The sequence below is a fragment of the Caballeronia sordidicola genome, assembly GCF_001544455.2.
GTDB lineage: Bacteria > Pseudomonadota > Gammaproteobacteria > Burkholderiales > Burkholderiaceae > Caballeronia > Caballeronia sordidicola.
In genome coordinates, this window is record NZ_FCOC02000004.1 from 26,482 (window position 1) to 39,918 (window position 13,437).

Sequence of the window (13,437 nt, forward strand, 5' to 3'; positions counted from 1 at the left end):
ACTCTTTGAAGGACCAATGCCATGTGCGGCATCGTAGGCGTAGTTTCCCAGACTCCCGTCAACCAGTTGATCTATGACAGCCTGCTGCTCCTGCAGCATCGCGGCCAGGATGCAGCGGGCATTGCGACGGCGAACGGCAACAACTTCCACATGCATAAGGCCAATGGCATGGTGCGCGACGTGTTCCGCACGCGCAACATGCGCAGCCTGCCGGGCAATGTCGGCATTGGCCAGGTGCGTTATCCGACAGCCGGGTCGGCTTCGAGTGAAGAAGAAGCCCAGCCGTTCTACGTGAACGCGCCGTTCGGCATCATCCTCGCGCACAACGGCAACCTGACGAACTGGCCGCAGTTGAAGGAAGAAATGTTCCGGATCGATCGCCGGCACATCAACACCGCGTCCGATACCGAAGTCCTGCTCAACGTCTTCGCCCACGAACTACAGTTGTCGAGTTCCGGCCTGCAACTCGACCCGGCCGCGCTTTTCAAGGCGGTGAGCGGCGTGCATCGGCGCGTGAAGGGTTCGTACGCGATCGTTTCGCTGATTGCCGGTTACGGCCTCGTGGCGTTCCGCGATCCGTTCGGCATTCGTCCGCTCGTGCTCGGCAAGATGGAAACGGCGACGGGCGTGGAATGGATGGTTGCGTCGGAATCGGTGGCGGTTGAAGGCATTGGCTTCGAGTTCGTGCGCGACGTGGAGCCGGGCGAAGCGATTTTCATCGATAACGACGGCAACCTGCACAGCCAGCAATGCGCCGATAACCCCAGCCTCAACCCCTGCATTTTCGAACTCGTGTATCTGGCGCGTCCCGATTCGTGCCTCGATGGCGTGCCGGTCTACAACGCGCGCTTGCGCATGGGCGATTACCTCGCCGAGAAGATCAAGCGCGTGCTGCCGGGTGTGGCGATTGATGTGGTGATGCCGATTCCCGATTCGTCGCGTCCCGCCGCCATGCAGGTGGCCGCGAAGCTGGGCGTGGAGTATCGCGAAGGGTTTTTCAAGAATCGCTACGTTGGCCGCACGTTCATCATGCCGGGCCAGGCGGTGCGCAAGAAGTCGGTGCGTCAGAAACTGAATGCCATGGCGATCGAATTCAAGGGCAAGAACGTGTTGATCGTGGACGATTCCATCGTTCGTGGAACGACGTCTCATGAAATCGTGCAGATGGCGCGCGATGCCGGCGCCGCGAAGGTGATTTTCGCGTCCGCCGCGCCGCCGGTGAAATTCCCGAACGTGTATGGCATCGACATGCCCACGCGTGGCGAACTGGTCGCGCACGGCCGATCGGACGACGAAGTCGCGCGCATGATCGGCGCGGATCATCTGGTGTATCAGGACGTGGCGGATCTCAAGCAGGCCATTCGCGACATCAACCCGGAGTTGAACGAATTCGACGCATCGTGTTTCGACGGCAACTACATCACCGGCGATATCAACGAGGCTTATCTGGATCGGCTCGAAACGGCGCGTCTGGCGCCCTCGGCGCAGTCGGATCGCGACGCCGCCAGTGAAGCGATGGAAGGCGGCGTATCGCGTTCGCAGTTGCATCTGCAGTTGTCGGTGGAATGACCTGACTAAGAAACGCGTGATAGGATTGGGTTTGCGTCGATTTGAGATCAGCTTGCGGACGCGGGTTTTGATGGCTTCATCAGTCGAGACCCGAAACAGCTAAAGCGAACCGGTGGTGAGAACGGTAAATACCGATCACCTCCCGGCGACGCTACCGGCTTTTCCGCACCGAGCCCGCTCATGCTGACGCAGAAGCGGGCTTTTTTGCGTCCCGGTTTTTGGCTGCCGCCGGGCCACCACGAATAAAAGAGATGAAAAGAATGGACAGAACAGACGATATGAACATGGACGACAACCTCAACTTCGACACGCTCGCCGTGCGCGCGGGAACGCTGCGCAGCGACTTCAACGAGCATTCGGAAGCGATATTCCTGACATCGAGTTTTGTGTTCGAAAGCGCCGCGCACGCCGCGGAGAGCTTCAAGAACGCGGAAGAGGCATATACCTACTCGCGCTTCACCAATCCAACCGTCGCAATGTTCCAGAAGCGCCTGGCCGCGCTCGAAGGCGGCGAGGCGTGCATGGCGACCGCGTCGGGAATGGCCGCGATCATGTCGGTGGTGATGTGTTCCATGCAGCAGGGCGACCATCTGGTCAGTTCGAAAAGCCTGTTTGGATCGACGGTTGGCATGTTCTCGCAGATCTTCACCAAGTTCGGCATTACCACCACATTCGTCGATCCGACCAATCTCGATGAATGGCGCGCCGCCGTGCGGCCTGAAACGAAGATGTTTTTCCTTGAAACACCGTCGAATCCGTTGACGGAGATTGCGGACATCGAGGCAATCGGAAAGATTTCGAAGGAAGTGGGCGCGTTGTTCGTCGTCGATAACTGTTTTTGCAGTCCGGCGCTGCAGCAGCCCTTGAAACTCGGCGCGGACGTCGTGATGCATTCGGCCACCAAGTTTCTCGATGGCCAGGGCCGCGTGCTGGGCGGCGCGCTGGTCGGGTCGAAGCAGTTCATCATGGAAAAGGTGTTCCCGTTCGTGCGCAGCGCCGGGCCGACGTTGTCCGCGTTCAACGCGTGGGTGTTGCTGAAAGGCATGGAAACGCTTTCCTTACGCGTCGAAAAGCAATCCGCGAATGCGCTGGAGATTGCGCGCTGGCTGGAAACGCATCCGGCTATCGAGCGTGTGTTTTATCCGGGGCTCGCGTCGCATCCGCAATATGCGATTGCTCAAAAGCAGCAGAAGGCGGGTGGCGCAATCGTGTCGTTCGAACTGAAGGGCGCGACCCGGGAAGAGCAGCGGGCGAACGCGTGGCGCGTGATCGACTCGACGAAGATCTGTTCGATCACCGGCAATCTCGGCGATACGCGCACGACGATCACGCATCCATCCACGACAACGCATGGCCGATTGACGCCTGAGGTTCGGGAAGCGGCGGGGATTCGCGAGGGATTGATCCGGCTGGCGGTGGGCCTGGAGAATGCCGCGGATATCAAGGGAGACCTGGAACGCGGCTTGAACGCGCGATAAAGCCGGCCGCGGGCGGCGAGGGTCTGACCGGCCGCCGCCCGCGCTGGAAAATCAAACGTCCAGCAATTCCACATCGAATACCAGCGTGGCATTCGGCGGAATCACCCCGCCTGCGCCACGAACGCCGTATCCGAGTTGCGGCGGAATCGTCAGCTTGCGCTTGCCGCCGACTTTCATTCCCTGCACGCCTTCATCCCAGCCCTTGATGACCATTCCGCCACCCAGCACGAACGCGAAAGGATCGTTGCGGTCATGGCTCGAGTCGAACTTCTGCCCGTCAGTCAGCCAGCCGGTGTAATGCACGCTGACCGTTTTTCCGGCGACGGCATCCGCGCCTTCACCCACAATCAGGTCTTCATATTTGAGGCCCGAATCTGTCGTCACGATCGCCATGTAACTCTCCTTGTGTGTGCCGGCGGCGTCGCCAGCTAAAATCGAAACCCGTATTGTAGGGCTTTCGAGCTGGTCGTTACATCGGGCGAAGCATGCACGGCATTTGCTCCATCTTCATGCTGATATCTTGAAAATAATTGCATGAGGCTGACTTTCCCTGAAGCGAGGCGCCTTCCGGTACTCCCCTATAATGAGTGGGCATCTCGATAAAGCGGGCGAGCGCCTCGCCTCTATCAACGCTCAAGGATTTCCAATCGTGACAACGTCTTTTTCCGGCACGGTCGAAACGGGGCGGGTTGCCCGTCCTGAAGCGCCGGTCGCGGGCATGGATGGCGTGCTCGTGCTGAATGCCGCGCAGCGCTGCCTCTCTGCCGATACCGTCCTCGCCCATCTGTTCGATCGCGACGCCCACGCGTTCGAAGGCCACGCGCTCACCGATATCCCGCTGCCCAAGCCATTGATCGCGGTGCTGGCCGAAGTCGCCGACGCAGCGCTCGCCGCCGGCAGCGTGCGGCGCGCGCGGGTATCGATTGAAGAGGGCGACGCGCCGGCCCGATTGCGCGCATTTGCCATCCTCGCATTGCCCAATACGGATACGGTGACGCTGATCGTGTCGCCGTGCAGTCCGGAAACCTCCGCCTGCCAAACGCCGCAGAAGCAGGCGGACGAGCGTACCGCGCACTTGCGCGCCGAAGCGGCGTTGTTCATGCGCGATCACGTGCTGGGCATCGCGTCGCACGACCTGCGCGGACCGTTGAACGCGATCCATAGCTGGGGTTACGTGCTCGAGCGCAAGGTCGACGCCGCCGATGCCGCAGCGCAACGCGCCCTCGGCGGGATTCGTTCGGGCGTCGAGCAACAGGTGAAGCTGATCGAGCAAACAATCGATACCACCCGCGCCGAAACCCGGACGCTCACGCTTGATCGCACCATATTCGCCTTGCGTCCGCTCGTCGAGCACGCGGCGAGCGACGCGCGCGCGGGTCTTGCCACGGCGCGCAAGGTGACGCTGCAGGTGGAATCGGCGCTGGCCGAAGAGCAGATGAGCGGCGATCAAGAACGCTTGGTGCAGGCGCTGTGGCTGATGCTCGCATTCGCCGCCGAGGGCAGCACGGCAGGCTCAACGGTTATCGCACAGGCGCGCGTGGAGGACGGCGCTTTCCAGGTGGCCGTCAGTTTCACCGCATCGGTGAAAGCGCTTACCGACCCCGACTTGCCCCACGCGCTCGAAGCATTTGCGCGCAAGCAGGCCACGCAGCCGCGGGAAGCGGCGCGCATTGCATGGGGACTGGCGCTCTGCAAGCGGGTAGCGGAGTCGCACGGCGGCACCTTCGAACACGACGACATAGCCGATAACGCCAACATCACGCTCAAGCTGCGCGTCCCGCTGAGCGGCACCTGATTTAACTTTCGATCAGCTTGCGCCTCTATACTGGCGTTTTCTCTCGTGGAGCAGGTTGCTTTGAATCAGGTTGTCGCGCTAATTGGTGCCTTGCTGCTCGTCGCGTTGAACGGGTTTTTCGTCGCGGCCGAGTTCGGGCTCGTGAAGTTGCGCGCCACGCGCGTCCAGGCTATCGCGCGGTCGAACGGCTTGCCCGGGCGCCTGCTCGCGAAGGTTCACGGCAAACTCGACGCGTATTTGTCGGCGTGTCAGCTCGGCATCACGCTAGCATCGCTTGGGCTCGGCTGGCTGGGCGAGCCGGCGTTTGCCGCGTTGCTGCATCCGCTTTTCGCGCTGGCGGGTATTGAATCGGCGAAGCTGATCGATGCGGTCTCGTTGTTCTTCGCTTTCTCCTGCATTTCTTTTCTGCACATCGTGGTGGGCGAACTCGCGCCGAAATCGTGGGCGATCCGCCGCGCCGAACAGGTCGGCCTGTGGGTCGCCATGCCGCTCTACGGCTTCTATTGGGCGATGTATCCGTTCATCTGGGTGCTCAATTCAAGCGCGAACTTCGTGCTGCGCCTGTTCGGACTCGGCACCGGACACGGCGGCGACGCGCATTATTCCACCGACGAACTCAAGCTGATCCTGCGCGGCCGGCGGCTGAGCGGCGCGTCGACCACGCCGGATACATTGGGTTTGCCGGGATCGAGCGCCGCGTCCAGCTATAACGCCGACGAATGGAACACCATTGCGCATTCGCTGGATTTCAGCCGCATGACGGTGTCCGACCTGATGCGCCCGAGTCACGAAATGATCGGCCTTCGCAACGACGTGTCCATGCGCGAAAACATGCAGGTGGTCGCGCGGCACCGCTTTAGCCGCTATCCGCTTTTCGCCGATGGCACCAGCGAGCGCGTCCTCGGCATGATCCATCTGAAAGACCTGCTGCTTGCACGCGATGGCGCCGGGCGCGGCCTTCTCCACGGCTTGACGCGTCACGACACCAAACAGGATTCGCTCGCGCGCCACGTGCGCCCGGTCCAGTACGTGGCGGGAAATCTGTCCGCGCTCGAATTGTTCCGGCGTTTTCGCAAGGGCGCACCGCATTTCGCCCTGGTTGGCCGCAAGGGTGAAAAGCCGCTAGGTTTTCTTACGCTCGACAATCTTCTGGGTGCGCTCGTCGGCCAGATTCACGACGAATTCCGTCAGGGCGACGCCGACTGGTCGCGCATGGACGACGGCACGCTGATGGGCAAGGGCAGCTTGCCTGTGGTATCGCTTGAGCGGGCGTTGGGGATCGATATAGACGAAGGGCAGGCGGAATCGGTTGGCGGCCTCGTGATCAACGCGTTGGGCGATTTGCCAAGCGAAGGGCAGCGCGTGGGGTTCGACCACTTCGATATCGTCGTGAAAAAAATGAACGGACCGCGCATCGTGCTCGTGCGCGTGTATCCGCATGAAGAGGTCGCGGAAGAAGCGCATTGATTCTTCCGCTCGGGACCGCTTGAGACCACTCGGGACCGCTTAAAACCCATCGCTAGACGCGCGGCACGCCTTCTTCCATCAGCAACGCCACAGGCATTGAAGCCAGCGCATCGCGCATGAACAGGCGCTGGCCATCAGCCTTGGGCGCATTGGGACTCAACCAGTCGAACAATGCCCGCGACGCCAACGCTTCCGGCAATATGACCGCCGTGTCTTCCCAATGAGCGGCGTCGACCAGGGGTAGGCCGGAATCGTTTTCAGCCAGCAATGAATCGGCCAGGCGCGTTGCAATCACTACCGCGTAGGCGCTCCCCGCATGCCGCGCAAACGCGATCACGCTGTCCGCGTGCTCGCCTTCGACCTTCAGCGGTATGTACGATCCTTGCGCGAACAATGACTGCGCATGTGCGCGCAACGCAAGTGCGCGGCGCACGATACCCAGCTTCACGCGGCCGTCGCGCCAGTTCTGCAACTGCTCCGAGGGCGCGCCTTGCGCCTCGCCGTCGGCCAGCCACGCACGCCGTTGTTCGAAATCCACAGGCCGGCGATTGTCGGGGTCGACGAGACTGAAGTCCCATAGTTCGGTGCCCTGATAAAGATCCGGCACGCCGGGCGATGTCAGCCGCAACAAGGTCTGCTGGAAACTATTGATTGCGCCTGTGCGGGCAATCCGCGCGACGAACGCCGGAAGCTCGCCGAGAAAACCATCGCGGCGCTGGGGCGCGAGGATATCGAAGAGAAAATCGCGGCAGGCGTTTTCATACGCTTCGTCGGGCGCGAACCAACTGGTACGCAACTTGGCTTCGCGCATGGCCTTCAGTTGCCATGCGCTTACGCGCTCGGCAAGTTCCTTGACGCCGGCTTCGTCGTCGGGGGACAGCGTCGGCGGCCAGCAGCCCACCAGCGTTTGATACAGCATGGCTTCAGCGGCGGCGCCGGGCGCCCAGGCGGTCTTGTCGCCGTCCGCGTCGCCCAATATGCGTCTGTGCGGCGTGTTCAGCGTGGACCAGCTTTTTAACGTCGCGGCCCATTCGTCCGGGATTTCGCTCAACGCCGCGATCCGCGCGCGCACGTCTTCGCCGCGCTTGTGGTCGTGCGTGGCCGTGGTCAGCATGGCGTTCGGAAAGCGCGCGGCGCGTTCCTGATTGCCTTCGTGAAACAGATCGACCGACAAGGAAAACTCGCCCGGATCGGCGCCGACTTCGTTGCGCGAGATGAGCCGGCCGTATCGATAACACGCGGTGTCTTCAACGGCCTTCGCGGCGACCGGCGAGGTCAGTTGCGAAAACAGGGTTTGCGCGTTGCGTCGATGTGAACCGCTCGAATTCGAGCCGCTGGCGCTGGCCGGCGGATTCTGGAATGCGCTCACCGGACGCTCGCGCCCGTTGCGGTCGAGAAGACGTTCGCGCGGCTTTTCTTCGACGGGTTCGTCGCCGCCCGGGCCGCCGAGCCATTGCGCGATCCGCTCGAGAATGGCATGGTCCGCCGGCGCCAACGCGGCCTTCGCGCCTTCGTAAGCCTGCGCGAAGAAGCGTTCGTCCTCGGCGCTGCGCTGTCCGCCGATGGGATAGATCCGGTACACAGGGAAGTGGACCACGAGTTCGGCCGCCACCCGTTTCAGCGATGAAAATGTGAAGTCGCGCGTGGTCGGTGTGTCGCGTGCAATCCGGTGCAACGCGCGCGCCGCGCGGTCGAGTTCGGCGGAAAGGTTCTCCGCAAGGATCTTGCGCCGGGCGGCCTTGGCCTCGACGTCGAACTCGGCGGGGCGTCCTGACAACTCGGCCCAGTTTTGCGCCAGGGGTTGGGCGCCGCGCGGATCGTGCAGGAGCGCGCCGACGTCGTTCATGAAGTCGTAGCCGGTGGTGCCATCGATTTGCCAGTCGTCGCGCACGGGTTCGCCGCGCGCGAGAATTTTCTCCACGACGAAATACGTGCGCGGTTGCTGCAGATTTTCAGGCCGCTGCGCCGCGAGTTCTTCAAGACGGTTGCGCAGGCGCTGGCAATATTCGCGCGGTTCGGCGAGGCCATCGACGTGATCGATGCGCACGCCGTCTATCAGCCCTTCGGTGAACAACCGGAAGATCAGCGCGTGCGACGCCTCGAACACTTCCGGGCGCTCCACGCGCATGCCGCCAAGCGTGCTGACGTCGAAAAAACGGCGCCAGTTCACTTCATCCGCCGCCGTGCGCCACCACGCGAGGCGGTAATGCTGGCGCTCGAGCAGGCGATGCAAACGGTCGCGTCCAGTCGGGTTGTCGCCGGAATGCGCGCGGATGGCGGTATCGATAGCCTTCTTGCCTTCTTCCGACGCAGTGAATTCCTTGAGCGCGGCGCGCGCTTCGTCGGCGCGCGGCTGATCGGCGGGTTGCGTCGAGAGGCCGGTGAAGCGCTGCGCCATTTCCGGCGCGTGTTCCTGCAGGATGGCCGCGTAGTCGAGCGGGCTGACCGGGAACGTGTTGCTGTAATACGTGATCTTGAAGCGGCCGTCTTCGGGGTCGAACGTGAGCTTGATCTTGCCGCCCTGCAACTCCTCGCCATACGCCGCGCCCAGGAACGGCGCAAGCACCTTGCCGCGCAACGCGGGATCGGGCGAATGCCAGTCGACGTCGAAATACCGCGCGTGCGCCGCGTGGCGGCCCCATTCGAGTATGTCCATCCACCAGAGATTTTCGGAGCCGCCAACACCCATGTGATTCGGCACCACGTCCACGATCAAACCCATTTCATGCGCGCGCAGCTTGTCGACAAGGCGCTTCAAGCCCTCTTCGCCGCCGAGTTCGGGGTTCACGCGCGTGTAGTCGACGGTGTCGTAGCCGTGCGTGGAACCGCTTGTGGCGGTCGTGATCGGCGACAGATACGCGTGGCTGATTCCGAGCGACGCCATGTAGTCGACCTGGCGCGCGGCGTCGTCGAAGGTGAAATCCTTGTGAAGCTGGAGGCGAAGCGTGGAGCGCGGGACGGTCATGGTGTTCGGTCAGTGGGTGATGCGTTAAGCGCGGCGTCATGCGCGGCCGCCTTCGTCTGGCTGGATTTCTGCCGGGCTTGATCGATGGCGAGCAAACGGTCGACGAACGAATCGTCATCGAACAGTTCGGATACGGGTACAGCCAGTCTCCGGCGCCAGTTCGGATGCTCGTCGATGGAACCGGGCAGGTTCGGCATTTCGGCGAGCGCGAGCAGGTCTTCCAGCGGATAGGTGACGAGCGGCGCGGGCGTGGACGCCACGAACGCGAGCGCTTCGTCAACCGGCGCGGTCTGCGGGGAGATATCGGCGGGAACGTCGACATCCGGCGCGGCCACTCCAGCTTCCTGGAAAGCAGTCCATAGCAATTCACGATCCTCGCCGCGTTCTGCCTGCGCCACTTCAACGGCGTCGCGGCCGTCCGCGCGTACGGCGGTCTGGCCAATCTTCGAACGCCAGACAATGTCTTCGCCGATCCACCAGCCGGTGACAGTCGGCAGGTCGTGCGTGGTCGTGGTCGCGGCGACACCGTGATCCCAGTCGGCGGGCGCCTTGAAACCCGGGCCGTCTTCGGCACGTTCGAACCACAGCACGCGAATGCCGAGCAGACCGTGTTCCTGCAAGCGCTCGCGAAAACCCGGCGGAACCGTGCCGAGATCTTCGCCAATCACGATCGCCTTGTGACGCCACGATTCGAGCGCGATCAGACGCAGCAGGTCTTCGAGCGGGTATCGGAGATACGCGCCATTTTTTGCGCTCTCGCCGTCGGGCACGAGCCACAGGCGGCGCAGCCCGAGAATATGATCGATACGAATCCCGCCCGCGAGCGTGAACGCCGCCCGCAGCATATCGATAAACGCCTTGAAGCCCTGCGTGCGCATGGCGCGCGGGGAGAACGTGGTGAGTCCCCACGACTGCCCTTTCTGGTTGAACAGATCGGGCGGTGCGCCGACTGACACGCCTTGCAGCATTTCATCACGATACGACCATGCATGGCTGCCCGCGCTGTCGCACCCAACGGCCAGATCCGCGATCAGGCCAAGTGCCATGCCGGAATCGCGCGCCACGTGTTGCGCGTGTGACAAGCCTTTTGCGGCGAGCCATTGCGCGAAGAGGAAGAAGTCGACCTCGTCCCGGTGCGCGGCGGCAAATTCAGCGACGGCGTTGCTGCGTGGATTGTTGAGATCGCCCGACCAGTTGCGCCAGTGGCCCTCGCCGGATTCCTTCAGTTGCGCGGCCTGCAGCGCTTCGAAACGCGCGTGATCTTCCAGCGCGCGGCCGCCGTGCTTGACGAACTTCGCGAAGTCGTCATGCAATGTGTCATTGCCCGGCGCGTTGAACTGGGCGAACAGCGCACGCAACACCGCCAGCTTGGCCGTCACCGCGCGCGGCCAGTCGACGAGCTGCAGCGCTTCGAGTTCGGCGAGTTCATCGGCGACACCGGCTGCCTCAATAGCCGCCTGGGCCGCTTGGGCACCCATCACAGCAGCCGGATCGATATGCGCAATGTTCAGGAACAGGCGCGACGACGGCGAATACGGGCTGAACTTGTTCGGCTCGGCGCTGAACATGGCGTGCATCGGGCTGATGGCGACCGCGTGGCTGCCGCGCTGCGCGCTCTCGGCGGCGAGCGTGGCGAGCGCCGTGTAGTCGCCGACACCGCCGTCGCCCGTGCGCCGCAAGCCGTAGACTTGCGCGGCTACGCCCCACATTGGCGGCGCTTTTTTCGCGTTGGATTCGATCGCGCGCCAGGCGTCGTCGATGGTATAGCAGCGTGGCGGCGCGACCGCGAGCGTCGTGCGCTGCTCGTTGATCACGAGCGTGTGATAACCGGGCTCGGAAATCGGCGACAGCAACGCGGTCTGGCCGCGAGGCGATGTGAACCTTCCATCGATCACGGCCCCGCTTTCCAGTTCTATCCGATACCGCGCGCCCGTCTTCACGGCAGCGACTGGCAGCGCGATGGCGCCGTCAATTTCAGCCGTCATCAGCGGCGGCAGCTTGCGGCCGGTCAATTCGGCGTCGAGCGTGGCGGTGCTTTGCTTGAGCTGGCTTGCGTCGCTACATGGAAGCCCGAGCCGTTCCAGCAGCACGGTCAGCGTTTCTTCCGGAACGCGCTGCGTTTGCTTGTGGGCGTCCTGCCATTCGACTTCGAAGCCGGCCTTGATGGCGAGCGCCTCGACTGGCGTGGGCGGCGTTTGCGGTGTCTGGCCGGCCGTGGCCGGCGGTGTGGTCGTGCTCACGAGGTTTTCCCCGAAGCTTTGACGCGGCGGGCGTCGTGATTGAACGCGGCATCGGCGAAATCGCCCGTCAGCCACGCGATAAAAGTCTCGGCGCCAAGCTCGCCCTTGTCGGCGATGTCGCGTGCGCGCGCCGGCGTTTCGAATACGACCTTGCCCGGCGGATGACCCGCGAGCTTCACGGCTTCCCGCCCGAGATTCAGCGCAATGGAATACGTGCTGCCGTCGCCGAGACGCCAGTTCGCCACCACCGCCTTTTCGCCGATCACCTTCGCGCCCAGCGCCTGCGAATTCTTCAGGCGCGGCATCAGCAGCTTCGTGCGCACGGCCAGCGCCGAGCGATAGAAATGCAGCCAGTCGTTGTGGTCGGCGGCGCGCTTCGTCTCATCCGGCGACGACATCTTGAACGTGTCGATATGGTTCGGATCGGGAATCTGAGCACGGCGTTTCTCGTCGGTAAAGGCGGTGAACTTCGCGAATTCCTTGCGGCGGCCTTCGCGCACGGCGTCGGCGAGTTCGTCGTGATAGTCGGTGAAGAACAGGAACGGCTGAGTCGAACCGTACTGTTCTTCCATGAAAAGCATCGGAATTTGCGGCGACAACAGCATCAGACCTGTCGCGGCGTAAAGCGCGTCTTCCGAGGCCAGCGTTCGCAGACGGTCGCCCATCGCGCGGTTGCCGACCTGATCGTGATTCTGCAAGAACATCACGAACGCGGTCGGCGGCAAATGGCCGCTTGGTTCGCCGCGCGGCTTGTTGTCGTGAATGGGTGAAGGTTCGCCTTGATACACGAAACCTTCGCTCAGCACGCGGGCGAGTTTTTGTATCGGTTCGTCTATGTATGCGCCGTAGTAGCTTTCGTCCTCGCCGGTCAGCAGCACGTGCAGCGTGTTGTGCGAGTCGTCGCTCCACTGCGCGTCGAAATGCGATTCCAGCAAGCTCGACGTGTTGTGCTCGTTCTCCAGCACCAGATGGACGTGCCGTCCATGTTCCACCGACGAACGCACCCGGTCCGCCAATTCGCGCAGCCATTCGTCGTCGTTGATGGCGTGCACGGCGTCGAGGCGCAAACCGTCGAAGCGATATTCATTGAGCCAGTAGATGGCGTTATCGAAGAAGAAATCGCGCACTTGCGGGCGTTCGAAATCGATTGCCGGGCCCCACGGCGTGTTCTCGCCTTCGCGGAAAAATGTCTTGGCGTACGCGCTCAGATAGTTGCCGTCCGGGCCGAAGTGGTTGTACACCACGTCGAGGAAGACCATGAGGCCGAGACCATGTGCGGTATCGATGAGCGTTTTGAGTTCATCCGGCGTGCCGTATGCAGAATCGGGCGCGTAGGGCAGCACGCCGTCGTAACCCCAGTTGCGGCTGCCGCTGAAGTCGTTGAGCGGCATGAGTTCTATGGCCGTCACGCCGAGATGCGCGAGTTCCTCCAGGCGCCGCGTGACCCCGGCATAACCGCCGAGCGCTCCCACGTGCAGTTCGTAAAGCACGGTTTCTTCCCACGGACGGCCATGCCAGTTCGTGTTTTCCCACCGGAATGCGCGCGGATCGACGACTTCGCTCGGACCGTGAACGTCTTCCGGCTGAAAGCGCGAAGCGGGATCGGGCACGGCCAGATCGTCATTCAACCGATACCGGTAGCGCGTGCCGGCACCGCCAGGCGCGAGGGTTTCGTACCAGCCTTCGCCGGTTGCGTTCATTTCGACGACCAAAGGCTTCTGGCCGTCGTCATACAGTTCGAGCTGGACCGACTTGAGCGAAGGCGCCCAGAACCGGTAGCGCGTGTGTCCGGCATCGGTGAGATGAGCGCCGAAGGGCAGGCAATGAGCGTACTGGCGCTTGTGCGGATCGATAGGAGTTTCGGACATGGTCTGTGTGCCTTCAAGTGCGCTTTCAAATACTTTGCCGTGGTGCGTAGGCTTC

General features: G+C 62.7%; 8 protein-coding genes. 4 read left to right on the top strand and 4 right to left on the bottom strand.

The window, feature by feature from the left end; all coding sequences use genetic code 11:
* Positions 1-21 precede the first annotated feature (21 nt).
* Positions 22-1,569 (top strand): amidophosphoribosyltransferase, encoded by a 1,548-nt coding sequence (purF, locus tag AWB64_RS09430; protein ID WP_060818464.1) that lies wholly within the window; start codon positions 22-24, stop codon positions 1,567-1,569.
* A gap of 284 nt (positions 1,570-1,853) precedes the next feature.
* Positions 1,854-3,047 (top strand): O-succinylhomoserine sulfhydrylase, encoded by a 1,194-nt coding sequence (locus tag AWB64_RS09435; RefSeq protein WP_060818714.1) that lies wholly within the window; start codon positions 1,854-1,856, stop codon positions 3,045-3,047.
* A 51-nt stretch (positions 3,048-3,098) separates the two neighbouring features.
* On the opposite strand, the gene AWB64_RS09440 is transcribed toward AWB64_RS09435, so the two are convergent.
* Entirely contained in the window at positions 3,099-3,440 is a 342-nt protein-coding gene (locus AWB64_RS09440; protein ID WP_060818465.1) for an FKBP-type peptidyl-prolyl cis-trans isomerase, read from the bottom strand.
* Positions 3,441-3,696: 256 nt separating this feature from the next.
* Between AWB64_RS09440 and AWB64_RS09445 the strand changes: the two genes are divergently transcribed.
* On the top strand, positions 3,697-4,842 hold the full coding sequence (locus AWB64_RS09445; protein WP_244164007.1) for a sensor histidine kinase: 1,146 nt from the start codon (positions 3,697-3,699) through the stop codon (positions 4,840-4,842).
* Positions 4,843-4,902: 60 nt separating this feature from the next.
* Positions 4,903-6,309: a hemolysin family protein gene (locus AWB64_RS09450; protein WP_060818718.1), complete on the top strand. Its 1,407-nt coding sequence runs from the start codon at positions 4,903-4,905 to the stop codon at positions 6,307-6,309.
* Positions 6,310-6,361: 52 nt separating this feature from the next.
* Here the strand turns inward: AWB64_RS09450 and treY are convergent, their stop codons facing one another.
* Genes treY through treZ form a run of 3 tightly spaced genes read right to left on the bottom strand, consistent with a single transcriptional unit; the run spans position 6,362 to position 13,382 of the window.
* Positions 6,362-9,274: a malto-oligosyltrehalose synthase gene (gene treY / locus AWB64_RS09455; protein WP_060818466.1), complete on the bottom strand. Its 2,913-nt coding sequence runs from the start codon at positions 9,272-9,274 to the stop codon at positions 6,362-6,364.
* Positions 9,271-11,514, bottom strand: a complete 2,244-nt coding sequence (malQ, locus tag AWB64_RS09460) for a 4-alpha-glucanotransferase (RefSeq protein WP_082850419.1) — start codon at positions 11,512-11,514, stop codon at positions 9,271-9,273. Before malQ ends, treY begins: the two co-directional genes overlap by 4 nt.
* A complete protein-coding gene (gene treZ, locus AWB64_RS09465; protein ID WP_060818722.1) occupies positions 11,511-13,382 on the bottom strand; it encodes a malto-oligosyltrehalose trehalohydrolase in 1,872 nt (623 codons plus the stop codon). The genes malQ and treZ overlap by 4 nt, the downstream gene beginning before the upstream one ends.
* Positions 13,383-13,437: the final 55 nt, after the last annotated feature.